The sequence below is a fragment of the Acidovorax kalamii genome (genome assembly GCF_002245625.1).
In the GTDB taxonomy this organism is placed as follows: domain Bacteria; phylum Pseudomonadota; class Gammaproteobacteria; order Burkholderiales; family Burkholderiaceae_C; genus Acidovorax; species Acidovorax kalamii.
Window position 1 is genome coordinate 918,255 of record NZ_NOIG01000004.1, and the last position, 26,176, is coordinate 944,430.

22 protein-coding genes are annotated in these 26,176 nt (G+C 63.4%); 17 read left to right on the forward strand and 5 right to left on the reverse strand.

All coding sequences use genetic code 11. From position 1 onward, the window contains the following. Nucleotides 1-7: 7 nt before the first annotated feature. From fabZ to CBY09_RS07340, 5 genes are read left to right on the forward strand one after another with little or no spacing between them, the layout of a single operon-like run. Nucleotides 8-448, forward strand: coding sequence for a 3-hydroxyacyl-ACP dehydratase FabZ (gene fabZ / locus CBY09_RS07320; RefSeq protein WP_094287840.1), 441 nt, complete (start codon nucleotides 8-10; stop codon nucleotides 446-448). Between the two features lie 20 nt (nucleotides 449-468). Next, the gene (gene lpxA / locus CBY09_RS07325; protein WP_094288124.1) at nucleotides 469-1,257 is read left to right on the forward strand and encodes an acyl-ACP--UDP-N-acetylglucosamine O-acyltransferase; all 789 of its coding nucleotides are present in this window, start codon (nucleotides 469-471) and stop codon (nucleotides 1,255-1,257) included. Nucleotides 1,258-1,266: 9 nt separating this feature from the next. Further along, complete coding sequence (lpxB, locus tag CBY09_RS07330; protein ID WP_094287842.1) at nucleotides 1,267-2,430, forward strand: lipid-A-disaccharide synthase; 1,164 nt, start codon at nucleotides 1,267-1,269, stop codon at nucleotides 2,428-2,430. Beyond that, nucleotides 2,396-3,022 (forward strand): ribonuclease HII, encoded by a 627-nt coding sequence (gene rnhB, locus CBY09_RS07335; protein ID WP_094287844.1) that lies wholly within the window; start codon nucleotides 2,396-2,398, stop codon nucleotides 3,020-3,022. The genes lpxB and rnhB overlap by 35 nt, the downstream gene beginning before the upstream one ends. Before the next feature lie 21 nt (nucleotides 3,023-3,043). Next, nucleotides 3,044-3,817, forward strand: coding sequence for a TrmH family RNA methyltransferase (locus CBY09_RS07340; protein ID WP_094287846.1), 774 nt, complete (start codon nucleotides 3,044-3,046; stop codon nucleotides 3,815-3,817). Nucleotides 3,818-3,922: 105 nt separating this feature from the next. Here the strand turns inward: CBY09_RS07340 and CBY09_RS07345 are convergent, their stop codons facing one another. Then, nucleotides 3,923-4,741, reverse strand: coding sequence for a hypothetical protein (locus CBY09_RS07345; protein WP_094287853.1), 819 nt, complete (start codon nucleotides 4,739-4,741; stop codon nucleotides 3,923-3,925). 281 nt (nucleotides 4,742-5,022) lie between these two features. Here CBY09_RS07345 and carA point away from each other — a divergent pair, with 281 nt between their 5' ends. From carA to CBY09_RS07365, 4 genes are all read left to right on the forward strand, one after another. Continuing rightward, nucleotides 5,023-6,186 carry a glutamine-hydrolyzing carbamoyl-phosphate synthase small subunit gene (gene carA / locus CBY09_RS07350; RefSeq protein WP_094287855.1) on the forward strand — a complete coding sequence of 388 codons (1,164 nt, stop codon included), beginning with the start codon at nucleotides 5,023-5,025 and terminating at the stop codon, nucleotides 6,184-6,186. After that, nucleotides 6,186-9,431 carry a carbamoyl-phosphate synthase large subunit gene (gene carB, locus CBY09_RS07355; RefSeq protein WP_094287857.1) on the forward strand — a complete coding sequence of 1,082 codons (3,246 nt, stop codon included), beginning with the start codon at nucleotides 6,186-6,188 and terminating at the stop codon, nucleotides 9,429-9,431. Before carA ends, carB begins: the two co-directional genes overlap by 1 nt. Nucleotides 9,432-9,632: 201 nt before the next feature. Then, a complete protein-coding gene (gene greA, locus CBY09_RS07360; RefSeq protein WP_094287859.1) occupies nucleotides 9,633-10,109 on the forward strand; it encodes a transcription elongation factor GreA in 477 nt (158 codons plus the stop codon). Between the two features lie 17 nt (nucleotides 10,110-10,126). Next, nucleotides 10,127-10,576, forward strand: coding sequence for a DUF4149 domain-containing protein (locus CBY09_RS07365; protein WP_094288126.1), 450 nt, complete (start codon nucleotides 10,127-10,129; stop codon nucleotides 10,574-10,576). Nucleotides 10,577-10,695: 119 nt separating this feature from the next. Here CBY09_RS07365 and CBY09_RS07370 read toward each other — a convergent pair whose 3' ends face one another. After that, the gene (locus tag CBY09_RS07370) at nucleotides 10,696-11,463 is read right to left on the reverse strand and encodes a glycosyltransferase (RefSeq protein ID WP_094287861.1); all 768 of its coding nucleotides are present in this window, start codon (nucleotides 11,461-11,463) and stop codon (nucleotides 10,696-10,698) included. Beyond that, nucleotides 11,463-11,936, reverse strand: coding sequence for a YhbY family RNA-binding protein (locus CBY09_RS07375; protein ID WP_094287868.1), 474 nt, complete (start codon nucleotides 11,934-11,936; stop codon nucleotides 11,463-11,465). Before CBY09_RS07375 ends, CBY09_RS07370 begins: the two co-directional genes overlap by 1 nt. Before the next feature lie 33 nt (nucleotides 11,937-11,969). On the opposite strand from CBY09_RS07375, the gene CBY09_RS07380 reads away from it, so the two are divergent. From CBY09_RS07380 to CBY09_RS07400, 5 genes are all read left to right on the forward strand, one after another. Next, nucleotides 11,970-12,632: an RlmE family RNA methyltransferase gene (locus tag CBY09_RS07380; protein WP_094287870.1), complete on the forward strand. Its 663-nt coding sequence runs from the start codon at nucleotides 11,970-11,972 to the stop codon at nucleotides 12,630-12,632. Between the two features lie 173 nt (nucleotides 12,633-12,805). Then, on the forward strand, nucleotides 12,806-14,725 hold the full coding sequence (gene ftsH, locus CBY09_RS07385; RefSeq protein WP_094287872.1) for an ATP-dependent zinc metalloprotease FtsH: 1,920 nt from the start codon (nucleotides 12,806-12,808) through the stop codon (nucleotides 14,723-14,725). Nucleotides 14,726-14,871: 146 nt separating this feature from the next. Then, on the forward strand, nucleotides 14,872-15,702 hold the full coding sequence (folP, locus tag CBY09_RS07390) for a dihydropteroate synthase (protein ID WP_094287874.1): 831 nt from the start codon (nucleotides 14,872-14,874) through the stop codon (nucleotides 15,700-15,702). Between the two features lie 118 nt (nucleotides 15,703-15,820). Then, nucleotides 15,821-17,155: a phosphoglucosamine mutase gene (gene glmM, locus CBY09_RS07395; RefSeq protein ID WP_094287876.1), complete on the forward strand. Its 1,335-nt coding sequence runs from the start codon at nucleotides 15,821-15,823 to the stop codon at nucleotides 17,153-17,155. Nucleotides 17,156-17,224: 69 nt separating this feature from the next. Next, entirely contained in the window at nucleotides 17,225-17,770 is a 546-nt protein-coding gene (locus CBY09_RS07400) for a GNAT family N-acetyltransferase (protein WP_094287878.1), read from the forward strand. Between the two features lie 42 nt (nucleotides 17,771-17,812). On the opposite strand, the gene CBY09_RS07405 is transcribed toward CBY09_RS07400, so the two are convergent. Both CBY09_RS07405 and CBY09_RS07410 read right to left on the reverse strand, forming a co-directional pair. After that, nucleotides 17,813-20,065 (reverse strand): bifunctional diguanylate cyclase/phosphodiesterase, encoded by a 2,253-nt coding sequence (locus tag CBY09_RS07405; RefSeq protein ID WP_094287880.1) that lies wholly within the window; start codon nucleotides 20,063-20,065, stop codon nucleotides 17,813-17,815. Between the two features lie 126 nt (nucleotides 20,066-20,191). Beyond that, a complete protein-coding gene (locus tag CBY09_RS07410; RefSeq protein ID WP_094287882.1) occupies nucleotides 20,192-23,143 on the reverse strand; it encodes a bifunctional diguanylate cyclase/phosphodiesterase in 2,952 nt (983 codons plus the stop codon). A gap of 199 nt (nucleotides 23,144-23,342) precedes the next feature. Between CBY09_RS07410 and CBY09_RS07415 the strand changes: the two genes are divergently transcribed. From CBY09_RS07415 to CBY09_RS07425, 3 genes are read left to right on the forward strand one after another with little or no spacing between them, the layout of a single operon-like run. Then, the gene (locus CBY09_RS07415; RefSeq protein WP_094287884.1) at nucleotides 23,343-24,179 is read left to right on the forward strand and encodes a GNAT family N-acetyltransferase; all 837 of its coding nucleotides are present in this window, start codon (nucleotides 23,343-23,345) and stop codon (nucleotides 24,177-24,179) included. Next, a complete protein-coding gene (locus tag CBY09_RS07420; RefSeq protein ID WP_094287886.1) occupies nucleotides 24,179-25,051 on the forward strand; it encodes a UDP-2,3-diacylglucosamine diphosphatase in 873 nt (290 codons plus the stop codon). Before CBY09_RS07415 ends, CBY09_RS07420 begins: the two co-directional genes overlap by 1 nt. Next, on the forward strand, nucleotides 25,048-26,139 hold the full coding sequence (locus CBY09_RS07425; RefSeq protein ID WP_094287888.1) for a glycosyltransferase family 4 protein: 1,092 nt from the start codon (nucleotides 25,048-25,050) through the stop codon (nucleotides 26,137-26,139). The genes CBY09_RS07420 and CBY09_RS07425 overlap by 4 nt, the downstream gene beginning before the upstream one ends. Nucleotides 26,140-26,176: the final 37 nt, after the last annotated feature.

Below are 26,176 nucleotides of genomic sequence, written 5' to 3' on the forward strand. Positions count from 1 at the left end.
CAACTCGATGATGGATATCCACGCAATTCTCAAGCAACTGCCGCACCGCTACCCCTTTCTGCTGGTGGACAAGGTGATCGAGCTTGAGAGCAACACCCGCATCAAGGCGATCAAGAACGTCACCTTCAACGAGCCGTACTTTGGTGGGCATTTCCCGGGACGCCCCGTGATGCCCGGCGTGCTGATCCTCGAAGCCCTGGCGCAAGCCGCCGGGCTGCTGGCTTTTGATGCCATGGGCAAGGTGCCCGACGAAAACAATATCTACTACTTTGTCGGCATCGATGGCGCGCGCTTCAAGCGTCCCGTGGAGCCGGGCGACCAACTGGTCCTGACCATCACCATTGACCGCGTGCGCGGCGGTATCTGGAAGTTCAAGGGTGTGGCGAGTGTGGGCGATGAGGTGGCCTGCGAGGCCGAACTCATGTGCACCATGCGCAGCGTGGGCTGACCGACTCTGGCCATTGGATCGTGAGCAACATTCATCCCACTGCCATTGTTGAGGCGGGTGCCCGCATCGACCCTTCCGTCACGGTGGGGCCCTATGCGGTGATTGGTTCGCAGGTCGTGATCGGTGCAGGCAGTTCCGTGGGCTCTCACTGCGTGATCCAGGGCCGCACCACCATCGGCCAGGACAACCGGATCTTCCAGTTTGCATCCCTGGGGGCCGAGCCGCAGGACAAAAAGTACAAGGGCGAAGACACCGAGCTGGTCATCGGCGACCGCAACACGGTGCGCGAATTCTGTACCTTCAACCGGGGTGTTCCGGGTGCGGGTGGCAAGACCAGCATCGGCGACGACAACTGGATCATGGCCTACACCCACATCGCGCACGACTGCCATGTGGGCAACCACACGACCATGGCCAACAACACCACGTTGGCCGGCCATGTGCTGATTGGCGACTGGGTCACGGTGGGCGGGCTCACCGGTATCCACCAGTTTGTGAAGATCGGGGCGCACGCCATGATCGGGTTCTCCAGCGCTGTGTCGCAGGACGTGCCGCCTTTCATGATGGTCGATGGCAACCCGTTGTCCGTACGGGGGCTCAATCTGGAAGGCTTGCGCCGCCGGGGGTTCTCGGCCGCACGCGTGGCGGGCATCAAGCAGATGCACCGCGCGTTGTACCGCCAAGGGCTGACACTGGACGCCGCGCGCGCCGCCATGGCCGAGTTGCCCGCCGCCCATCCGGAGGCGGCTGCCGATGTCGCGCTGGTGCTGGCGTTCCTGGATGCGTCCACGCGCGGCATCGCGCGCTGAGGGGCTGCGATGAGTGTTTCCCCCCGCATCGCCATGGTGGCGGGCGAGACGTCGGGCGACTTGCTCGCCGGTCTTTTGATCGACGGCATGCAGGCCCATTGGCCGGGGTTGCAATCCTGCGGCATCGGCGGCCCGCAGATGGCACGCCGGGGCTTCAGCGCCTGGTGGCCCAGCGAAAAGCTGGCCGTGCATGGCTACAGCATGGAAGTGCTGCGCCGCCTGCGCGAGCTGCTGGGCATCCGCAAACAACTGCGCGAGCGCCTGCTCAAGGACCGCCCCGACGTGTTCATCGGCGTGGACGCGCCCGATTTCAATCTGGGGCTGGAGGCTGATCTGCGTGCCGCCGGCGTCAAGACGGTGCACTTCGTATGCCCGTCGATCTGGGCCTGGCGTGCCGAGCGGGTGGAGAAAATCCGCCGCAGTGCCGACCATGTGCTGTGCATTTTCCCGTTCGAGCCGGAGTTGCTCGCGCAGCATGGCATTGCCGCCACCTACGTGGGCCATCCGCTGGCCGGGGTGATCCCCATGGTGCCTGACCGCGCAGCAGCCCGGGCGCAGCTGGGCCTTCAGGACCGCGACGAAGTCCTGGCCATTCTTCCCGGTAGCCGGTCTTCAGAAATCCAGTACATCGCCCGCCCATTTTTTGAGGCGGCTGCGCTTCTCCGCCAGGCGCGACCAGCCATCAAATTGATAGTTCCTGCTGTCCCGGCGTTGCGCGGCCGCATCGAGCAGGCGGCCCAGGCCTGTGGCCTGGGGGATGCCGTGCAGATCATCACCGGACAGTCCCACACGGTGCTCGCGGCCTGTGACGCCACGCTGATTGCCAGTGGCACCGCCACACTCGAAGCCGCACTGTTCAAGCGCCCCATGGTGATTGGGTACCACATGCACCCGCTGAGCTGGTGGCTGATGCGCCGCAAGCAGCTGCAGCCCTGGGTGGGCCTGCCCAACATTCTGTGCCGTGAGTTTGTGGTGCCCGAGCTGATCCAGGATGCCGCCACACCGCAGGCGCTCTGCGCGGCCACGCTGGAATGGCTGGATGCCCGGCACAACAACCCCGCAAAAATCACTGCGCTGGAGCAGCGCTTTGCAGCGTTGCACCAAAGCCTGCAACGCAATACCCCCCAATTGGCTGCCGATGCGATCCAGAAAATCCTCTCCCCCGCTGCCTGAGCAGGCCTGCCTGCCCTGGCATCCACCCGGCTTGGCGGCTGGCGTGGACGAGGCGGGCCGGGGCCCTCTGGCCGGGCCCGTGGTGGCTGCTGCCGTCATCCTCGATGACCTGCATCCGATTGCAGGCCTGGCCGACTCCAAGAAGCTCACCCCGGCGCGGCGTGAAAAGCTCTATGACGAGATTCGTGCCAAGGCGCTGTGTTTCTGTATTGCCGAGGCCAGCGTGGAAGAGATCGACCGCCTCAACATCCTGCAGGCCACGATGCTGGCCATGCGCCGGGCCGTGATGGGGCTGCGCCTCAAGCCGGTGATGGTGCTGGTGGATGGCAACCGGCTGCCCGTGCTGGATGTGCCGGCCGAGGCCATCGTCAAGGGCGATGCGCTGGTGCCTTCGATCTCGGCGGCGTCCATTCTGGCCAAGGTGCACCGAGACCGCTGGTGCGTGCAGGTGCACGAAGAATTTCCCCAATACGGTTTTGCCGGGCACAAGGGCTACGGCACGGCAGTGCACATGGCCGCCCTGCGCGAGCATGGCGCCTGTGTGCACCACCGGCGCTCGTTCGCACCGGTTGCCCAGAACCTGCCGAGCTGACCGGGCTGCACGAGACTACCGATGACCTCTTCGTCTGTGATTGCCATCCATTCCCGCGACAACGCCTTCGTCAAGGACCTGCGCCGCCTGGCCCAGGACACCACGGCCTACCGCAAGCAAGGCCGCGTGTGGCTGGAGGGGGACCATCTCTGCCGTGCGGCGCTGGCGCGCGGGCTGCGCGCGTCGGTGGCGGTCTTTTCTGAGTCTTTTTGGCCGTCTGCGCGCGTTGAGTATGCCCAAGATGCTATCAAAACAATAGTGTTGGCCGATGCGCTGTTTGCCGACATCAGCGGGCTGGAATCCCCAGCACGCATGGGGTTCATCCTGGACCTGCCGGCCCCAGCTGCCCTGCGTGCCGATGCTGCGACCGTGGTGCTGGACCGGGTGCAGGATGCGGGCAACGTGGGCTCCATCCTGCGCAGTGCCTCGGCGTTCGGGTTTCGGCAGGTAGTAGCCTTCAAGGGCAGTGCTGCGCTGTGGTCGCCCAAGGTCTTGCGTGCCGGGATGGGCGCGCATTTTGCGCTGGACCTGATCGAAGGGGTGGGGCTGGAGGATGTCCAGGCGCTCCAGGTGCCCTTGGTGGTGACCAGTTCGCACGCGGGCGACTATCTGCATCGCGTTGCCTTGCCCTGGCCCTGCGCTTGGGTCATGGGGCATGAGGGCCAGGGTGTTTCTGCCGCTCTGGAGGAGCGGGCCGCCTTGCGCATCCGCATTGCCCAGCCCGGGGGCGAGGAATCGCTGAATGTGGCCGCCGCCGCAGCCATCTGCCTGCACGCCAGCGGCGCGGGCCGCTGAACTCCGGCAAGCGCAGGCACCGCCCCAATTCAGCGCGCATGTGCCAATCCCATGGGCGGGGCGGGCCTCTGGCACAGGCCCCCGTGAGTCCCTCGTGCGTGCGGCTTATTGGTTGCGCAGAAACTGGCGGACAAATTCCTCCTGATTGGGGGCGTCCTTCTCGGTGCTGAACACCACCTGCTGGTTTTCCACCCGGATCTTGAGCCGGGGGCCGAAGTGGCACTGCACCTGGCCCAGGCCTGCTGCCGTTGGTTTGAACTGTGGGGTATTGCGGCAGAGGCTGTCGATCTCCGAGGCCACCACACCGCAAAAACTGGGGATGCTGAGGCTCTGCAGCTTTTCGTCATCGATGCTGGCCCAGTCCACCGTGGTCTTTACGGGGGTGCCACAAGATGCGCTGGCGTCCAGGTCCATCTTGGCGAGTTCTGCCTGGGCGCCTGCCAGCCGCTTGTTGCGGTCGAAGCGGGCCAGTTTCTCCTGTATGCCTTGTTTGAGTTGGCGCTCGTAGCTGGCTTGCAGGTCGGCCAGCTTGAACGCCTTGCTCTTGTCGTCGCTGAAGGCCAGGGCGACGCCATCCCGTTTGCCCGGCAGGTACACCACGTAGTGGTCTCCGCCACGGTAGGTGTGGCTTTGTTTGTGCAGCAAGCCGTAGCTGCGGCCATCGATGCGGGTGGTGTAGACCTCGCGTGCGGAGCCCTGGGGTTCTCGAGTGCTCAGGAACACCACCTGGTCGATGGGGTCATTGATGCCACTCACGCGCACGAGCGCCTGCTTGCCGTCGGCGGTGGGTGCCAGCACCACTTCCACCCCCTGCGGGGCCACAAACACCTGGGGATATTTGGCCAGTTCGATGGCGTGGGATGCCATGGCGGCAAGGCTGCCGACAAAGGCCAATGTCAGAGAGCGGGGGAGGAGGGGGTGCATTGAGACATATCCTTGGGTGGTTGCAGATCAGCGGCGCAGTCTAGGTGGGGCAGCGTGGCCCGTAACACCGGAAGCGTTTGCTTACGTAACAAGGTTATGCAAGACGTGCATTTGATGTGAAGTGCCGGGGCAAGGGTATAATCGGGAGCTTTTCTCGCAACAGCGTCGCCCGACCGCACCCAAAGCAACAACCCATCTGAGAGCAGCCACTGGCACTATCGCACCTTGTGTGTGCGGGTGGCCTGCAGGCGCCGGGCGACCGTAACCATCCGGAGAACCCAGTGCTTTTGTCTCTACAGGGAAGTTTCCCGCCCGCCATCCTGGCGCTCGCAGACGGCACGGTCTTTATCGGCAACTCGATTGGTGCCACCGGCACCACGGTCGGCGAGGTGGTGTTCAACACCGCCATCACCGGCTACCAGGAAATCCTCACCGACCCCAGCTACTGCCAGCAGATCGTGACGCTCACGTATCCGCACATCGGCAACTACGGCGTCAATGCGGAAGACATCGAAGCCGACAAGGTCCATGCCGCAGGCCTGATCATCAAAGACCTGCCCCTTCTGGCCAGCAACTTCCGATCCACGGAAACGCTTTCGCAGTACCTCGTGCGCGAAAAGACGGTGGCCATTGCCAACATCGACACCCGCAAGCTGACCCGTCTGCTGCGCACCCAGGGTGCCCAGAATGGCGCCATCGTGGGCCTGGCCGCAGGGCAGGTGGTGACGCAGGGCCTCATCGATGAAGCCATTGCCAAAGCCAAGGCCGCCCCCAACATGGCCGGGCTGGATCTGGCCAAGGTGGTGACCACGGCATCGCGTTACGAGTGGACGCAGACCGAGTGGCAACTGGGTTCCGGCTACGGCGTTCTCGCGCAGCCCCGCTTTCATGTGGTGGCATACGACTTCGGTGTGAAGAAGAACATCCTGCGCATGCTGGCCGAACGTGGCTGCAAGGTCACCGTGGTGCCCGCACAAACGCCTGCCGCCGACGTGCTGGCCATGAATCCCGATGGGGTCTTCCTGTCCAACGGACCTGGCGATCCTGCGCCCTGCGACTACGCCATCGAAGCCACGCGCCAGATCATCGACGCGGGCGTGCCCACTTTCGGCATCTGCCTGGGCCACCAGATCATGGCCCTGGCCAGCGGCGCCACCACGTTCAAGATGGACAACAGCCACCATGGCGCCAACCACCCCGTGAAGGATCTGGACAACGGCCGCGTGAGCATCACCAGCCAGAACCACGGCTTTGCGGTGGATATGGCCTCGCTGCCTGCCACGCTGCGCGCCACGCACATCAGCCTGTTCGACGGCACGCTGCAAGGCTTGGCCCGCACCGACAAGCCTGCGTTCTGCTTCCAGGGCCACCCTGAAGCATCGCCCGGCCCGCACGACATCGCCTACCTGTTTGACCGCTTCACCGCGCTGATGGAGAAGAAATAATGCCAAAGCGCACAGACCTCAAATCGATCCTCATCATCGGCGCTGGCCCGATCATCATCGGCCAGGCCTGCGAGTTCGACTACTCCGGCGTGCAGGCCTGCAAGGCCCTGCGCGAAGAAGGCTACAAGGTCATCCTGATCAACAGCAACCCTGCGACGATCATGACCGACCCGGCCACGGCCGACGTTACCTACATCGAGCCCATCACCTGGCAGACGGTCGAGAAGATCATCGCCAAGGAACGCCCTGATGCCATCCTGCCCACCATGGGCGGCCAGACCGCACTGAACTGCGCGCTGGACCTGTGGCGCAATGGTGTGCTCGACAAGTACAAGGTCGAGCTGATCGGCGCCACGCCCGAAGCCATCGACAAGGCCGAAGACCGCCTGAAGTTCAAGGATGCCATGACCAAGATCGGTCTGGGTTCCGCGCGGTCGGGCATTGCCCACAGCATGGACGAAGCCTGGGCAGTGCAGAAGAACGTGGGTTTCCCCACGGTGATCCGCCCCAGCTTCACGCTGGGTGGCACGGGCGGTGGCATTGCCTACAACCCTGAAGAGTTCGAGACCATCTGCAAGCGCGGCCTGGAAGCCTCGCCCACCAACGAGCTGCTGATCGAAGAGTCGCTGCTCGGCTGGAAGGAGTATGAGATGGAAGTGGTCCGCGACAAGGCGGACAACTGCATCATCATCTGCTCCATCGAGAATCTGGACCCGATGGGCGTGCACACCGGTGACTCCATCACCGTGGCCCCCGCGCAGACCCTGACCGACAAGGAATACCAGATCATGCGCAACGCGTCGCTGGCGGTGCTGCGCGAGATCGGCGTGGACACGGGCGGCTCCAACGTGCAGTTCTCGGTGAACCCGAAGGACGGCCGCATGATCGTCATCGAGATGAACCCGCGCGTGTCGCGTTCGTCTGCGCTCGCGTCCAAGGCTACGGGCTTCCCGATTGCCAAGGTGGCCGCCAAACTGGCCGTGGGTTATACGCTGGATGAGCTGCGCAACGAAATCACGGGTGGTGCCACGCCCGCGTCGTTCGAGCCTTCGATCGACTACGTGGTCACCAAGATCCCGCGTTTCGCGTTCGAGAAGTTCCCCACGGCCGACAGCCGCCTGACCACACAGATGAAGTCGGTGGGCGAGGTGATGGCCATGGGCCGCACCTTCCAGGAGTCCTTCCAGAAAGCCCTGCGTGGCCTGGAAGTGGGCGTGGACGGCATGAACGAGAAGACCCAGGACCGCGAAGTGCTCGAAAAGGAATTGGGCGAGCCCGGCCCCGAGCGCATCTGGTATGTGGGCGATGCGTTTGCCATGGGCCTGTCGGTGGACGAGGTGTACGACCTCACCAAGATCGACAAGTGGTTCCTGGTGCAGATCGAAGAGATCGTGAAGATCGAACTCGAACTCGACCAACTGGCCGCCGACAAGGGTGAAGGCGCATTGGCCGCCCTGGATGCGGACACGCTGCGCACGCTCAAGAAGAAGGGCTTCTCCGATCGCCGCCTGGCCAAGCTGCTCAAGACCACCGAAAAATCGGTGCGCGAGGCACGCCGTGCCCTGAAGGTGCGCCCCGTGTACAAGCGTGTGGACACCTGTGCCGCCGAGTTTGCGACCAACACCGCCTACATGTACTCGACCTACGAGGAAGAGTGCGAGGCAGAGCCCACCGACAAGAAGAAGATCATGGTGCTGGGCGGTGGCCCGAACCGCATTGGCCAGGGCATCGAGTTCGACTACTGCTGCGTACACGCCGCATTGGCCATGCGCGAAGATGGTTACGAAACCATCATGGTCAACTGCAACCCCGAAACGGTTTCGACCGACTACGACACCTCCGACCGCCTGTACTTCGAGCCGCTGACGCTCGAAGACGTGCTCGAAATCGTGGACAAGGAAAAGCCACACGGCGTGATCGTGCAGTACGGCGGCCAGACGCCGCTCAAGCTTGCGCTGGGCCTGGAAGCCGAAGGCGTGCCGATTATCGGCACCAGCCCCGACATGATCGACGCGGCCGAAGACCGCGAGCGCTTCCAGAAGCTGCTGGGCGACCTCGGCTTGCGCCAGCCGCCCAATGCCACCGCACGGACCGAAGCCGAGGCCCTGGAAAAGGCCGCCACGCTGGGTTACCCCCTGGTGGTGCGCCCCAGCTACGTGCTGGGTGGCCGTGCGATGGAAATCGTGCACGAGCAGCGCGACCTGGAGCGCTACATGCGCGAGGCCGTGAAGGTGAGCAATGACTCACCCGTGCTGCTGGACCGCTTCCTGAACGACGCCATCGAGTGCGATGTGGATTGCCTGCGCGACCCCGAAGGCAAGACCTTCATCGGCGGTGTGATGGAGCACATTGAGCAAGCCGGTGTGCACTCGGGCGACTCGGCCTGTTCGCTGCCCCCGTACTACCTCAAGCAGGCCACGGTGGACGAGCTCAAGCGCCAGTCGGCCGCCATGGCAGAAGGCCTGAACGTGGTGGGCCTGATGAACGTGCAGTTCGCCATTCAGGAGGTGGATGGCAAGGACGTGATCTACGTGCTGGAAGTGAACCCCCGTGCATCGCGCACGGTGCCGTTTGTCTCCAAGGCCACCGGCATCCAGCTGGCCAAGGTCGCCGCACGCTGCATGGCCGGCCAAACGCTGGCTTCGCAAGGCATCACCAAGGAAGTCACGCCGCCTTACTTCAGCGTGAAGGAAGCCGTGTTCCCCTTCGTCAAGTTCCCTGGTGTGGACACCATCCTCGGCCCCGAGATGAAGTCCACCGGCGAGGTGATGGGCGTGGGCAAGACCTTTGGCGAAGCCTTTGTGAAGAGCCAGCTGGGCGCGGGCACCAAGCTGCCAACGTCGGGCAAGGTGTTCCTGACCGTCAAGAACAACGACAAGCCCCGCGCGGTGGACATCGCGCGTCAGCTGGTGGCGTTGGGCTTCGACCTGGTGGCGACCAAGGGCACTGCTGCAGCGATTGCCGAGGCGGGTGTTCCGGTGGTGGTGGTCAACAAGGTCACCGAAGGCCGCCCGCACATCGTGGACATGATCAAGAACAACGAGATCGTGATGGTGATCAACACCGTGGAAGAGCGTCGCAATGCGATTGCCGATTCGCGGGCGATCCGCACCTCGTCCTTGCTCGCCCGTGTGACGACTTTCACGACCATCTTCGGTGCTGAGGCGGCTGTGGAGGGCATGAAGTACCTCGACAAGCTCGACGTGTACTCGGTGCAGGAACTGCACGCCCAGTTGGCTGCTTGATCGTGGCCTGGGGGTGGCTTGCTGCCCGGTAAAAGCGGCATAATCTGCCCCTGACCAGACACCGCCGCGCGGCAACGTGCGGCGGTTTCCTTTTGTAGATTGCCGTTTCACACTGCCCGGCCCGTCCGGGGTGTGACATGGCGGCTGACCGGTGGAAGTGCTTTGCGCTTTCACCGTTTTGATTTGTGGAGTCTCAACAAAATGGCCACTATTCCGATTACCAAACGCGGCGCTGAAAAGCTCAAGGAAGAGCTGCACCGTCTCAAGACCGTGGAGCGGCCCGCCGTGATCACGGCCATCGCTGAAGCACGTGCGCAAGGCGATCTGAGTGAAAACGCCGACTACGACGCGGCCAAGGATCGCCAGGGCTTTATCGAAGGCCGCATTCAGGAGATCGAGGGCAAGCTCTCTGTGGCGCAAGTCATCGACCCCAGCGGTGTAGATGGCGGCGGCAAGGTGGTTTTTGGCGCTACGGTCGAGCTGGAGGATGAGGACTCTGGCGATACCGTGAAGTACCAGATCGTGGGTGAGGATGAGGCCGATCTGAAGCAGGGCCTGATCAATATCTCCAGCCCCATCGCGCGGGCGCTGATCGGCAAGGAAGAGGGCGACACCGCCGAAGTGCAGGCGCCCGGCGGCATCCGCCGCTACGAAGTGGTGGCCGTGAGCTACCTGTGAACGCCGCCGTGCGGCGCATGCGCCACCGTCTTCCTGCCCTGGTGGCTGCCCTCTGGTGGGGCAGTTTGACCACTATCGGCTTTCTGGTAGTGCCTCTGTTGTTTGCATACCTGCCGTCTCCCAGCATCGCTGGCAACATGGCGGCCCGGCTGTTTGCTGCGCAGACCTGGGTGGCAGTGGCATGTTGCCTGGTGCTGTTGTTGATTGCCCGACCCAGGCATGCTGTAGCCCAATACCCGTGGGCACAGGGTGCTATGCTTTTTGTACTGGGTGGCCTGCTGCTGGCATTGGTCAATCAGTACGGTGTGGCTCCTCGCATCGTGGCCCGGCAAGACCTGCGCCTGTGGCACAGCGTGGGGACGGTGACGTACATGCTGCAGTGGGGCTGTGCGCTGGCGGTGTTTTGGCACACCCTGCGCCAGGACGCGGTTTTGATCCAGCCTGAGGTGAATCCAGACAAAGTCTGAGTGGGCTGGCTGGAGCGGGTCAGGATAGCGGTCCAAGATCGCCGGTGCGCCGTAGCGCTGCTAACTCGGGAGTGGCCGAGTTGCTACTGACAAGGCCGCAACAGCAGCTTTCGGTGGGCCTACTCGTACCAGTGCTCCGCAACCCAGGTGGCGGGCCGGATGTAGCGAAAGCGCCGGTTGCGCCGACCGGCCAATGCATCGGGCGGGTTGCATTCACCGTGAAAAATCACGATCCGAGCCCCGGTGGGCACAAAGGGCGCCCTCCAGTAATTGGTGGGCCAGGCCGGGATGCCGTGGTACTTGAAGCTCGGGCACCACTCCGCAGGCCAGTAGGCAAGCTTGCCCTGGCGGTGTAGGAAGTCCGACAAGTAGGCCTGTTCGTTACGGAACTGCGCACGAATCTCTGCAAAATGCCCCCGAAAGTGCTCCAGCACATCGGGGTGCGCGCCCAGCTCAAAGCGGTACACGGACGAATTGCCGGTGATGCGCCAGGGGCGCTTGTAATCGTGGATGATCAGGAATTCGCCGGGCTGGGTGAAGAAGTCATCCAGCGATCCGGTGATCACCACGTCCACATCGAGGAACAGGGCCGTGCCTTTGAGGCCATGCAAGTCCTGGCTGAAAGTGGCCAGCTTGGTCCACCCCCTCTCGGGAATGCCGGGCGGCAGATCGAGTGGAGGGATGGGCAGGCATTGCACCTCGCTGCGTATGCCGGTGTTGTCATCCGTCAGGCAGACAAAGCGGAAGTCGCCGCTCAGGTGCCGACGGACCATGGCGTAAAGCCGGTTGACATACTCGGGGCCGTATTTCGTGCCCCATTTCATGCAGAGGATGTGGCGGACAGGCGCTGCGCCGACCGGGGCTGCAGGTGCTACCGCGCGGTTCATCAGTCGGCCTGGCGCTTTTTGATGGATTTTTGCTTGGGCTTGGCGCGCTTGATCTGGCCACCCGAGGTCAGGCGCTGGTTGCCCAGCACACGCAGTTGCTTGATTTCAGGGCGTTGGCCGCCCCGTTTGCTGAACTTGAGCACCTTGACGTCGCGCGGGCCGGGCATACGGTCTTCGTCCACCGCCTTGGCCTTGGCGGGGATGGGGCGCCAGAGCACCAGCAGCTTGCCAATGTGCTGCACCGGGGCGGCGTTGAGTTCTGCGGCAAGCTCTTGGTACATCAGTTCGCGCGCTGCGCGGTCGTCGCCGAAGACGCGGACCTTGATGAGCCCATGGGCATTGAGGGCAGCATCCACCTCTTTCTTGACGGCGGGAGTCAGGCCATCGCCGCCGATCAGGACCACGGGGTCCAGGTGGTGGGCATTGGCGCGTTGTTCCCGGCGCTCGGCGGGAGTCAGTTGAATTTGGGGCATGGGCCGTATTATCGAGGCTGAAAGAAAAAAGTAATGAAAGTCAAAACCCAGAGCAAGAAGGTCAACAAGGCGTGGCTGAACGACCACGTCAACGACACCTACGTCAAATTGGCGCAGAAAGAGGGATACCGCGCGCGCGCTGCCTACAAGCTCAAGGAAATTGACGAGCAATTGGGCCTCATCAAGCCGGGTTACACCGTGGTGGATCTGGGTTCTACCCCGGGTGCCTGGAGTCAATACCTGCGTCGGCGCTTGTCTCCCACCGGTGCGGCTGCGGGGCAGCTCAATGGCGCGATCATCGCGCTGGACATTCTGCCCATGGAGCCGATCGAGGGTGTAACGTACCTCAATGGCGATTTTCGTGAGCCCGATGTGCTGGAGCGCCTGGAGCAGGCGCTCGATGGCCGTGTGGTGGATGTGGTGGTGTCCGACATGGCGCCCAACCTTTCTGGCATCGGGTCGGCCGATGCGGCCCGTATTGCCCACCTGGTGGAGCTGGCGGTGGATTTTGCTTGCAACCATTTGAAACCGGACGGGGCGCTGGTGGTCAAGCTTTTCCACGGAAGCGGATACAACGATCTGGTGACCTTGTTCAAGCACACCTTCAAAGTGGTCAAGCCGCTCAAACCCAAGGCTTCGCGCGACAAATCGTCAGAGACCTTTCTCGTGGGCATGGGGCTCAAGAAGGCGGCCTGAATTGGCTTGCCACCGGTCAAGAATTCGTGAAATTTGGCAGCAAAGCCCGCGCTGATCCCATGGCCGTCAGTGGGAATATGGGTGGCCCGGCTGCTTGAAAGACCTAAAATGCACCGCACATACGCCGTGACGGCAGTGTGTCCGTTTTCTGTTCCCCGCAACTGGAGCCCCGCTTGAACAATCAGTGGTTTTCAAAAATTGCCGTATGGCTGGTCATCGCCATGGTGCTGTTCACGGTGTTCAAACAGTTTGACACCCGCACTGGCGCCAGTGCCGGACACATCGGCTATTCCGAATTTCTTGACGAAGTCCGGAACAACCGCATCAAGAGCGCGACCATTCCCGAGGGGTTGAGCGGCGGTGAAATCGTGGCGATCACCACCGATGAGCGCAAGATCCGCACGAATGCCTCGGTGCTGGACCGGGGGCTGGTGGGCGACCTGCTCAACCACAACGTCAAATTCGACGTGAAGCCCCGTGAAGAAGGCTCACTTCTCATGACCCTGTTGGTCAGCTGGGGCCCCATGCTGCTGCTGATTGGCGTGTGGGTGTACTTCATGCGCCAGATGCAGGGCGGCGGCAAGGGCGGGGCGTTCAGCTTCGGCAAGAGCAAGGCGCGCATGCTCGACGAGAACAACAACCAGGTCACGTTCGCGGATGTGGCAGGTTGCGACGAAGCCAAGGAAGAAGTCAAGGAAGTCGTGGACTTCCTGAAGGACCCACAGAAGTTCCAGAAGCTCGGCGGCCGTATTCCGCGTGGCCTGCTGCTGGTCGGCCCTCCTGGTACCGGCAAGACCCTGCTGGCCAAGTCCATTGCGGGCGAAGCCAAGGTGCCTTTCTTCAGCATCTCGGGTTCGGACTTTGTGGAAATGTTCGTTGGCGTGGGCGCTGCCCGTGTGCGAGACATGTTCGACAACGCCAAGAAGAACGCCCCTTGCATCATCTTCATCGATGAAATCGACGCCGTGGGCCGCCAGCGTGGCGCTGGCCTGGGTGGCGGCAACGATGAGCGCGAGCAGACGCTGAACCAGATGCTGGTTGAGATGGACGGCTTCGAGACCAACCTAGGCGTGATCGTGGTGGCTGCCACCAACCGCCCTGACATCCTGGACGCGGCTCTTCTACGCCCCGGTCGTTTTGACCGCCAGGTGTATGTGACGCTGCCAGACATCCGTGGCCGCGAACAGATCCTGAATGTGCACATGCGCAAGATTCCGGTCGGTCAGGATGTAGCCCCTGCGATCATTGCCCGTGGCACGCCCGGCATGAGCGGCGCCGATCTGGCCAACCTGTGCAACGAGGCTGCGTTGATGGCGGCCCGCCGCAACGCCCGCACCGTGGAGATGCAGGACTTTGAGAAGGCCAAGGACAAGATCCTCATGGGCCCCGAGCGCAAGAGCATGGTCATGCCCGAGGAAGAGCGCCGCAACACGGCCTACCACGAGGCGGGCCACGCCCTGATTGGCAAGCTGCTGCCCAAGTGCGATCCGGTGCACAAGGTCACGATCATCCCCCGTGGCCGTGCCTTGGGCGTGACGATGAGCCTGCCCGAGCAGGACCGTTACAGCTATGACCGCGAATACATGCTCAACCAGATCAGCATGCTGTTCGGTGGCCGCATCGCCGAAGAAGTGTTCATGAACCAGATGACCACCGGTGCGAGCAACGACTTTGAGCGCGCCACGCACATCGCACGCGACATGGTGACCCGTTACGGCATGACTGCGGCCCTGGGGCCCATGGTCTATGCTGAAAACGAGGGTGAGGTCTTTCTGGGCCGTTCGGTCACCAAGACGACGAACATGAGCGAGCAGACCATGGAAAAGGTCGATAGCGAAGTGCGTCGCATCATCGACGAACAGTACAATCTGGCGCGTCGCCTGATCGAGGAGAACAGCGACAAGATGCACGCCATGGCCAAGGCCTTGCTCGAATGGGAAACCATTGATGCCGAGCAACTGGACGACATCATGGCGGGCAAGGAACCCCGTCCTCCCAAGGACTGGACGCCTCGCACACCGCCCTCGGGTGGTGACAACTCCAGCGGCGGCACCCCTGCAGTGGCGGCAGATACCGCGCCCACGGCGGCTTGAGGGTTTGCCTGTTCAGCCGTTCCCACGGGGCCTTGTGCCCCGTTTTTCGTTGTGTTTGAGGCTGTTGCCTTTCTTCTCCTGCGCTTTCAGGTTCGGCCCATACGCGCCGTATCCACTGGCTCCGCAGGCTCTGTTGTAGTGATTTCATGATCTGGCAAACCTCCCGCTTTTCCATCGATCTGGAGCGGCCCAAGGTCATGGGCATCGTCAATGTGACCCCGGACTCCTTCTCCGATGGTGGGCGCCATGCCTCTACCATCGCAGCGTTGCGGCATTGCGAGCAATTGCTCAAGGACGGAGCCGATATCCTGGACATCGGGGGCGAGTCCACCCGCCCCGGCAGCCCGGCCGTGCCTCTGGACGAAGAGCTGGCCCGTGTGGTGCCGCTGGTGCGCGAGGCGGTGGCGCTGGGCGTTCCAATTTCGGTGGACACGTACAAACCTGCCGTCATGCGGGCTGTGCTGGACCTGGGGGCCGATATCGTCAACGACATCTGGGCCTTGCGGCAACCGGGGGCTGTGGCCGTGGTGGCTACCCACCCGCAATGTGGTGTGTGCCTGATGCACATGCACCGCGACCCCCAGACCATGCAGGCGGCCCCCATGACGGGAGATGTGGTGCCGCAAGTGCTATCATTTTTAGAGCTGCATGCGCATAATCTGCAGGCTCAGGGGGTTAAAAAGGATCAAATTCTCCTGGACCCGGGCATCGGCTTCGGCAAAACGGTGGAGCAGAACTTCGCCTTGCTTGCTCGGCAGAATGACCTGCTGGGGGCCGGTTATCCGCTGCTGGTGGGCTGGTCGCGCAAGTCGTCGTTGGGTGCCGTCGCGGGGCTGGATGTAGACCAGCGCATGGTGCCCAGTGTGGCTGCTGCGGTGCTCGCAGTAGACCGGGGAGCTTCGGTGGTGCGCGTGCACGATGTGCGGGAGACGGTTGCTGCGCTGGCAGTGTGGTCGGCCATGCAGCGGACGGGCTGAAGGGGCAGCGCGCGGGGTATTCATGAGGGCGGTCTTGGAGCCTGTTCACACTAACCAAACAGGTGGGATGGCGTGCTGTCCCGCCAACAACTAGATCAACACGAGGAGACGCAGCAACATGACGCGCCAGTACTTTGGAACCGATGGCATCCGTGGCACGGTGGGGCAGCCACCCATTACGCCGGACTTTGTGTTGCGCCTCGCGCACGCAGTGGGGCGTGTCTTGCGCCAGACGGAAGAGCGCCCCACGGTTCTGATTGGCAAGGACACCCGAATTTCTGGCTACATGCTGGAGAGCGCACTGGAGTCCGGCTTCAATTCCGCAGGCGTGGATGTGGTGCTGCTCGGGCCTTTGCCAACACCCGGTGTGGCCTACCTGACCCGTGCACAGCGGGCCAGCCTGGGCGTGGTCATCAGTGCGAGCCACAACCCGTACCCCGACAACGGCATCAAGTTTTTCAGTGCGCAGGGCACCAAACTGTCCGACGCCTGGGAGCTCGCTGTCGAAGAGGCCCTGGCCCAGCCACCGGTGTGGGCCGACTCGGCCAGCTTGGGCAAGGCGCGGCGGCTGGACGATGCCGCAGGGCGCTACATCGAATTCTGCAAGAGCACCTTCCCGCAAGACCTAACCCTCAAGGGGCTGAAAATCGTGGTGGACGCTGCCCATGGGGCGGCCTATCAAGTGGCTCCCAAGGTGTTTCACGAACTGGGGGCCGAAGTCCTGTCGATCGGATGTGCCCCGGACGGCCTGAACATCAACCATGAGGTGGGTGCCACGCACCCGGACGCCCTGGTGCGCGCAGTGCGTGCCAACCGGGCCGACTACGGGATAGCGCTGGACGGCGATGCGGACCGACTGCAGGTTGTGGATGCCACGGGGCGCCTGTACAACGGCGACGAGTTGCTGTATCTGATGGCCTCCGATCGCATGGGCCGCGACGAGCATGTGCCCGGCGTGGTAGGCACCTTGATGACCAACATGGCGGTGGAGGTGGCTTTGCAGTCCCGTGGGGTGAAGTTCGTGCGTGCCAAGGTGGGGGACCGCTATGTCCTCGAAGAACTGGCACGCCATCGCTGGGTGCTTGGGGGCGAAGGCTCTGGCCACCTGCTGGCGCTGGACCGGCACACCACGGGCGATGGCCTGGTGAGCGCCTTGCAGGTGTTGCAGGCCTGTGTGCGCAGTGGCCAGACGCTAGCCCAATTGCTGGCCGGAGTCACGCTGTATCCCCAGGTGCTGCTCAATGTCCGCCTGGCCCCAGGCCAGGATTGGAAGTCGAACCGCTTGCTGGCGGATGCGACACAGGCTGTGGAGCGCGATCTGGGGGCTTCGGGCCGCGTGCTCATCCGTGCCAGTGGCACGGAGCCTTTGCTGCGCGTGATGGTGGAGGCCCGGGATGCTGAGATGGCGAGCTCCTGCGCGCAGCGGCTGGCCGATGCAGCCCGTGCGGGCTAAGCGGTTGTCTACTCTTGCACAGACCCCGGTGGGGCCGTTCTTCCCCATGCCAATCCTCAGGAGCGGTTTATGACGCCGGCCATAGACTCCGTGCCCCGCATCGCCGTGCGCGCGGTGGACTACGCCAACCCCCGCGATGCAGCCGCACTCGTGGATTTGCTGGACGGCTACGCGCGGGACGTGGCGGGCGGTGGCAAGCCCTTGGAGGCTGAGGTCAAGCAAGGGCTGGTCCAGGCGCTGCGCCAGCGGCAGCCCCAGGCGTTCAGCGTCATGGCCTGGGCCGAGGAGGAGGGGAGCGCCTCCGCGCCCTATGCCGGTGTGGCCGTGGGGCTAGTCAACTGCTTCGAAGGGTTCTCCACCTTTGCCTGCAAGCCCCTGGTCAATGTGCACGATGTGGTTGTGTTGCCGGCGTGGCGTGGCCATCGAATTGCGCAGCGCATGCTGCAAGAGGTCGAAACCCTGGCCCGGGGGCGCGGTGCCTGCAAGCTCACACTGGAGGTCCTGTCTGGCAACCGGGCGGCAATCCAAGCCTATGAGCGTGAAGGTTTTGCTGCCTACGCGCTGGACCCTCGGATGGGATCGGCGCAATTTTTTCAGAAGCTGTTGCTGGACTGAACGGGCGGCGGAGCCATCGCCCTGCCCGCAGGGGGCGCGGGCTCAGGCCAGGGCGTTCGCTGCGGAGGCCTGATGCAGGTGCTGGCGCATGAACACCTCCAGGTCCGCTGCAGGCAGTGGCGTGCTGAAGTGGTAGCCTTGGGCCTCATCGCATCCCTGAGCATGGAGGAAGGCCAACTGACCTTCCGTCTCGACGCCCTCGGCCGTGGTGCGGATGCCCAGCGCCTGCGCCATCCGGATGATGGCGCTCACGATGGCGCGGTCGTTGCTGTCGTTGCCCAGGTCGCGCACGAACGACTGGTCGATCTTGAGCTTGAATATCTGGAACCGCTTGAGTTGGCTCAGCGACGAGTAGCCGGTGCCAAAGTCATCCATGGACATGCGCACCCCTCTTGCATGCAACTGGTCCATGGTCGCTACGGCGGCATGCGGGTCGTCCACGGCCACCCCCTCGGTCAGTTCCAGCTCCAGCGAGTCGGGCGGAAGGTCAAACTCTGCCAGCATGCGGCTGACGAGTTCAGGCAACTGGGGCTGGCGGAACTGGATGGCGGAGAGGTTCACCGCCATCGTCAGCCCCGGGAAGCCGCAAGACCGCCAGGCCTTGAGCTGTGCGAGTGCTGTGCGCAGCACCCATTCCCCAATCTGCAGGATCTGCCCGCTGTCTTCGGCGATGGGGATGAACTCTGCGGGCGAGACCTGCCCGAGTTGTGGGTGTTGCCAGCGCAGCAAGGCCTCCACACTGCGGACATTGCCCGTGGCCAGGCTCATCTGGGGCTGGTAGTGCAGTCGGAACTGGTCGCGCTCCAGCGCACGGCGAAGGGCGTTTTCCAGCTGTAATGCGCGTACCGACTGGGCCTGCATTTCAGGAGTGAAGAAGCGGAATGTGTTGCGGCCATCCAGCTTGGCGCGGTACATCGCCACGTCGGCAGACTGGGTGAGCGTGTCGAAATCGCTCCCGTCCTGCGGGAACAAGGCCACACCCATGGATGGCGCCATGGTCAGCTCGTGGTGGTCAATCTGATAGTGCTGGCGTGATGCCTCTTGCAGCTTGCCTGCCACCCGGGCTGCCCCATGGGCATTGGCGCCTGGCAGCAGCAGGATGAACTCGTCCCCGCCGAGGCGTGCCACGGTGTCCTTTTCGCGCACCACAGCACGCAGCCGTTTGGCAATCTCGACCAGCAGGGCATCGCCCACGCGGTGCCCCAGCGAGTCGTTCACGTGCTTGAAATGGTCCAGGTCCAGGAAGATCACGGCCAGTGGCGTGTTGTGCTCCTGGGCCACCTGAATGGCCTGTTGGGCACGCTCGGCCAGCAGTGCGCGGTTGGGCAGGCCGGTGAGCGCATCGTAGTGGGCCAGCCAGTAGATGCGCTCCTGGTCGGCCTTGCGGTCGTTGATCTCGCGGTGCAGGTTGTCTACCGTTTCGCGCAGCTCTCGGGTGCGGTCCTGCACCTGCTGTTCCAGTTCCTCGTGGGCGCGGGCCAGCGCTGCCTGGGCCTGTTTGCGCTCGGTGATGTCCATCGTGATCCAGATGGAGCCCTGAGAGGGGTCGGCGGGATCGATGGACTTGCTGCGAACCTCGCAGATCACTGGCGTGCCGTCCTTGCGGCAGAGTTCCACCTCGCCTTCATAGGATTGACCGGATGCCAGGCCTGGATAGCAGCGGCGTCCCACCTCCTCCCAGGCCTCGTCGCTGGCGTACCAGCGGCGCGACGAACTGCCCATGAGTTCGCCGGGCTGGAACCCCAGCATTTGCTCGAAATGGTCGTTGCACCGGGTCAGGCGCCTGTCACGCAGAAACACAATGCCCACCATGGCACTGTCGAACAGCAGTTGCTTTTCGCGTTCAGCCGCGTTGAGGGCGGCCTGGGCGCGTTTTTGTTCGTCGATGTCGTCGAGGATCCAGATGGAGCCTTCGGAGGTGTCATGCGGATTGATGAGCCTGCCCGTGAGGCTGCCCCAAAAAAGGGTGCCGTCACGGCGGCGCAACTGGCGTTCCACGCGGAAGGACTGTCCCTGCGCCAATACCGGGTAGGCCGCGCGACCCAACTCGCGGAATGCTTCGCGGTCGGGGTAGAAGGCTTCAGTGTTGAGCCCGACCAGGCGCGCGGGGCTGGGGTAGCCAAAAATCTCCGCATATCGCTGGTTGCAGCGGACCACGCTGCGTTGGCGCAGGAAAACGATACCCACCCCTGCGCTGTCGAGCAGGATTTGTTGTTCACGCAGGGTGCGATGCAGTGGCGGATCAGTAGCTACTCCAGGACGCTGCAATTCCGGAGCGCTGTACAGCGGGGACATAGAGACCAGTACGGGCGGCAGGGCCAGACGGTGGCCTCAAAAAAATTTGTGCCAAAGTGTAGCAGTGCCAGCTTACAACCCTACTGCGGGTATGTCGCAGGGGGGGAGCATGCTGGTTGGTGCAGCCTAGCCGCGCAGGTGTTGGCGCAGGTAGGCCTCGAACTCATCGGCGGGCAGGGGGCGGCTGAAGAGGTAGCCCTGGCCTTCATCGCAGCCTTGTTCTCGCAGGAATTCGAGCTGGCCATCGGTTTCCACTCCCTCGGCCGTGGTCTGCATGCCCAGCGCCTGCGCCATGCGGATGATGGCGCTCACGATGGCACGGTCGTTGGCATCGTCATCGAGATCGCGTACGAACGACTGATCGATTTTCAACTTGTAGATCTGGAAGCGTTTGAGGTAGCTCAGCGAGGAGTAGCCAGTGCCAAAGTCGTCCATCGACAAGCGCACGCCGCGGTCGTGCAACTGGTCCATCATGGCCAGCGCTGCGGCAGGGTCATCCACCGCAGCTCCCTCGGTCAACTCCAGCTCCAGCCGACGGGCGGGCAAACCGGCCTGTTGCAGGCAGCGCGTCACCATTTCTGGCAGTTGCGGATGGCGGAACTGCACGGCAGAGAGGTTGACCGATATCGCTCGCAAGGGCAGTTGCATGTCCAGCCACCGCTTGGCGTCGTGCACGGCGGTGTGGAGTACCCACTCGCCAATCGACACGATCATGCCGCTGCTCTCCGCCACAGGGATGAACTCTGCCGGTGACACCATGCCCAGCTCCGGATGGCGCCAACGCAGCAGTGCTTCGGCGCCCACCACCTGGCGTGTGGCGAGGGACACTTGCGGCTGGTAGTGCAGTTCGAACTGGTTGCGCTCTAGAGCGCGGCGCAGGGCATTTTCGATCTGCAGTGCGCGGGCGGTTCTGGCCTCCAGATCGGCCGTGAAGAACCCATATCGGTTGCGCCCATTTTGTTTGGCACGGTACATGGCGGCATCCGCACGCTGGTACAGCGTGTCAAAGGAATCGCCATCGGCGGGATACATGGCGATGCCTACGGACAAGGTGGTGGTGAGTTCGTAGGGATCGATCTGGAAAGGCTGGGCCACAGCCGTCAGCAACCGGGTGGCCACTTCGGCGGCATGGGCTGCAGAGGCCGAGGGCAGCAGCAGCAGGAACTCATCGCCCCCCAGCCGCGAGACAGTGTCCTGCGGGTTCAGCAGGGACTGCAGGCGGCGTGCCACGGCCACAAGCAGGATGTCGCCAACCCGGTGGCCAAGCGAGTCGTTCACATTCTTGAAGTGGTCCAGGTCCAGGAACAGCATCGCCAGGGTGCCACCTTTGGCCTGCTCGTCAGCGATGTGGCGCCGGGCCCTTTCGGCCAGTAAGGCGCGGTTGGGCAGTTCGGTCAGGGGGTCAAAGTGCGCGAGTCGCTGAATGCGGTCTTGCGCCTCGCGCTGCACCGTAATGTCCCGGAACAGCGTGATCGAATGGGTGGCGCAGCCATTGCCGTCGCGCACGCTGCTCACGGACAGCCATTGGGGGTAGGTGGAACCGTCCTTGCGGCGGCCCCAGGCCTCGCCTTCCCAGTGCCCCTCTTGGGTGAGGCGGGCGTAAACGGCATCGGCATCGAAGTCCGGGGTGGACTCTGCCACGGTGAGCAGGCGCACGGACTGCCCAACAGCTTCGGATTCCTGGTAGCCAGTGATGCGCGTGAAGGCCCGGTTGATGCGCACGATGGTGTGGGATGCATCTGCAACCACGATGGCTTCGCTGCTCTGGTCGAACACCTGGGCGGTCAGCAGCAGCTGTTCTTGCGAGCGTTTGCGTTCCGTGATGTCGCGCGACAAAAGGATGAAGCGGGGTATGGCGCCAGACGAACCTGATTTGCGCGCAGCCGACAGTTCGAACCAGGTGGCACCAAGACCAGGCAGGTCCAGCACAATTTGCCGTCCGGCAGACCAGCCCTGCGCCTGGGCTTCTTTCAACACATCCATCACCGACAGTGCTGCCAGGGCAGGGAGCACATCGGTCACATTGCGCCCAATCAATTGCTCGGCGGGGGCTACAAGCAGCTCGGTACGCGGGCTGTGTACGCTGTAGTAGCGGCCATCGATGTCAAGTTCGAACAGGGGATCGGGAATGGCGTCGATGGTGGCCCGCAACTGCTGCTGAGTGGCCTGGATTTCGGAGGTGCGCTGGGCCACTTGAAAGGCCAGCCCGCGCTCATGCGCTTTCAGGGCTACAAGGAGGCGGGCCAGGAAAGCCATGAGCAGCGCAAACAGCAGGCCCAGGGCACAACGCAGCGCCAGTACGGCTGGTGTACCCCAGCCCTTGGCAGGCGCCAGGCTCAGCGTCCATTGCCCGTTGGGCAGAGTCAGTGCGCGGCCCACTGCATCGGCTCCGGGGGGCGGAGTCGATGCCGCAATGGTCTGTTCTTCGCCAGTGTCGGGCCGCACCCGCCAAAGACGATAGTGGTAGCCGCGTTCGGTGAGTTGGGGCAGCCGGGTGGCTGCCAGTACCTCGGGCAGGCGAATGGTGACATAGGTGAAGCCCCAGAAGCTGCGCTGCCCCTGTTCGCCGTCCAGGTACACCGGCTGGCGGCCCACCACCCCAAGGCCCCCCTGCACAAGCTCGATGGGGCCGGCCAGCGTGAGCAGACCCGTATCGCGCGCGCGGATCGATTCTGCGCTTTGCCTGGGGTCGTTGAGCTGGTCAAACCCGATCAGGCTTTCATTTCCTTGGCGAGGGACAACCTGCTTCACCACTCCTCCGGGCGAGAGGCCCATGGCCGCAATGCCGGGGTAGAACGGCAGCATCTGCGTGCCCACTTCCTCAAATTGGGTGACATTGCCCCGCCCTTGCCGGACCAGCGCTACGAGTGCGTTGTTGGCCGACAGCGCCAGTTCGATCGCGCGTTGCAGCGCCTGCACATGGTCACCCGCCATGTCTGCGGCCTGGGTGCGCTGCTGGGCTCTGTCCTGTTGCTCCAGGGTCCAGATCAGCGCGCCCGCACAGAGTGCGGCCAGCGCAAACACGGCCAGGAAGGCCGTCAGAGCGCGACGGGATGAGGGCGGGGGCTGTGCGGACATGTTGCAGCTTCCTGAACCGATTATGCAGGCCCAGGGATTGCGTGGCACCCGTCGCAAAGGGCCTCTTTGTCATGCTGCGGACATGTCGCCGACACGGTGGCGTCATGCGCCAATTCCACACTCGCGGCCAGGGAAAAGGATTCCCTGAGTGGCTGGCGGCTTCAGCCGGCCCCGTCCTCAAAGAAAGAGACGCTGCACCATGAATGAATTGTCCCGTCTGACCTTGTCGCCCGCTGCCGATGCCCTTGGTGCCGGCGCTTCGCATCGCCCTGCAGCTGTGTCGGGGGCAGCGAAGCCTGGCCAGGAGCGAGGAGCCATTGAGGTGACGTGGGCAAGGCATCTGGATGAGGTGCGCGCGGCGCAGCGACTCCGGTTCGACGTTTTTGCTGCGGAGATGGGCGCTCGATTGACGACCCCCATCGCAGGCCACGACGTTGATCTGTTCGACGACTACTGTGAACACCTTTTGGTGCGCGATGCCCAGAGCCAGCAAGTCATTGGGACTTACCGAGTGCTCACGCCCGCACAGGCCAGGCGGGTGGGCGGTACCTACAGCGATACCGAATTTGACCTGACGCGCTTGCGCACCCTGCGTCCCCGCATGGTAGAGCTGGGTCGCAGCTGCGTGCATCCCGACCACCGCCACGGGGGGGTGATCATGGCCTTGTGGAGCGCCCTGGCGGACTTCATGGTGCGCAACCAGCTCGACACCATGATTGGCTGCGCGAGCATTCCGATGCTGCACAACGGCGTGGTCAGTGGTGATGCCGCCGCGAGCATCTGGCAGCAGGTGCGCAAGACCCATCTTGCCGCGATTGAATACCATGTGCTCCCGCGTCTTCCCTTGCCGGTGGAACACCTGGACAGCTCCATCGCCGTGGAGCCTCCAGCGCTGATCAAGGGCTATCTGCGCCTGGGGGCGCGCGTGCTGGGTGCTCCAGCCTGGGACCCCGATTTCAACACCGCAGACCTGCCCATGCTGATGCGACTGGCAGACCTGCATCCCCGCTATCGCAAGCACTTCCTGGGGGCCTGATGCGCGCCGCGTTCGACGCACTCGGTCCTTGGCTGCATGAGCCCTTGGGGCCGGATGAAACCGAGCCCGACACCCTCTTGTCTGCCAGCGGGCCGCACCGGTACCGCGCCGTTTTCATCTCCGATTTGCACCTCGGTACACCAGGGTGCCAGGCCGTGGCTCTGTTGGACTTTCTCAAGCACCACCCCAGCGATCATCTTTATCTTGTGGGTGACATCGTGGACGGCTGGCAGTTGCGGCGTAAGTGGTTCTGGCCGCAGACCCACAACGATGTGGTGCAGAAGCTGCTGCGTCGGGCGCGCAAGGGGTGCCGGGTGGTGTTTGTGCCGGGCAACCATGATGAATTTGCGCGGGCGTTTGTAGGTCACTCGTTTGGCGGCATCGAGGTCGTGGCGGATGCGGTGCACACCACGGCCGATGGACGCAGCCTCTGGGTTACGCATGGAGACCACTTTGACGGTGTCATCCAGTGCGCCAAGTGGCTCGCATACCTGGGTGACAACCTGTACGAGTTCACGCTCAAGCTCAATCGTCACCTTAACACTTTGCGTGCGCGCTTGGGGCTGCCTTACTGGTCGTTGTCGGCTTACCTCAAAGGCAAGGTGAAGAAGGCCCTCAATTACGTGACGGATTTTGAAGTTGCTGTGGCCACAGAGGCGCGCCGCCGTGGTCACGATGGTGTGGTATGCGGCCACATCCACCGGGCCGAGATGCGGGAGATCGGTGGCACGCTGTACTGCAACGACGGTGATTGGGTGGAAAGCCACACCGCACTGGTAGAGCATTTGGACGGTCGGCTTGAACTGCTGCAGTGGCCCGCTGTGCCTGCGCACAGCACAACATCCTCTGTCAAAGCTGGAGCCTCCGCATGAAAATTGCTCTGCTGACAGACGCGTGGTTGCCACAGGTCAATGGGGTAGTCACGACTTTGCTGGAACTGGTGCGGGAGCTGGAAGGGGTGGGGCACGAAGTGCAGGTGGTGCATCCGGGGCTGTTCACCACGCGGTCTTGCCCTGGCTATGCGGGCATTGATCTGGCGGTGCGTCCAGGTCGCTTGGTGGCCAAGATGCTGGACGACATGCAGCCCGATGCCATCCACCTGGCTACCGAGGGGCCGCTCGGCTGGGCCGGGCGCAGCCATTGCCTGCGGCGCGGGCTGGCGTTCACGACTGCGTTTCATACCAAGTTTCCGGAGATTCTCCATGCGGCGCTGCGGGTTCCGCTGTCGTGGGGGTATGCGCTGTTCCGGCATTTCCACCGGCCTTCGTGCGGCGTGATGGTGCCCACGCATGGGGTGTTGCAGATGCTGGAGCAGCGGGGCTTTCGCAATCTGCGCCCGTGGACGCATGGCGTGGACACCCAGGCTTTCCCATTCCAAGGCGCGGCCTGTCCCAGCCCGCTGACCGGGGCTTTGGCCCACCCTGTGTCCTTGTATGTGGGGCGAATCTCCTACGAAAAGAACATTGAGGCTTTTTTGCAGTTGGACATGCCAGGCACCAAGGTGGTATGTGGCGTCGGGCCGCTGGAGGCGCGGTTCAAGGCAAAGTACCCGCAGGTGCGCTGGCTCGGTATTCTGGACCGTGCGGCTCTGGCGCAGGTGTATGCAGCGGCCGATGTTTTTGTTTTTCCGAGTCGCTCGGAAACTTTTGGACTCGTGATGCTGGAGGCCATGGCTTGCGGGACCCCCGTGGCGGCCTTTCCGGTGGACGGTCCCATGGAGGTGCTGGGGGCTCACCTGGGGCGTGTTCCCCGTGGTGGCGTGCTGCATGACAACTTGCTGACGGCCAGTCAGCAGGCACTGGCGATTCCACGCTCCGAGGCGCGCAGCCGTGCCATGGACTTCACCTGGACCCAGGCCGCGCAGTTGTTCCAGCAATACCTTGTACCTGCCCGCAGTGTGCCTGTGACGGGTTGTGCGACTGTCACAAAATCTGTCACATCACTGTCATCTGGTCGTTAAATACTGGGGCCATCCTGCATTTGTTGCGTTTGCGTAT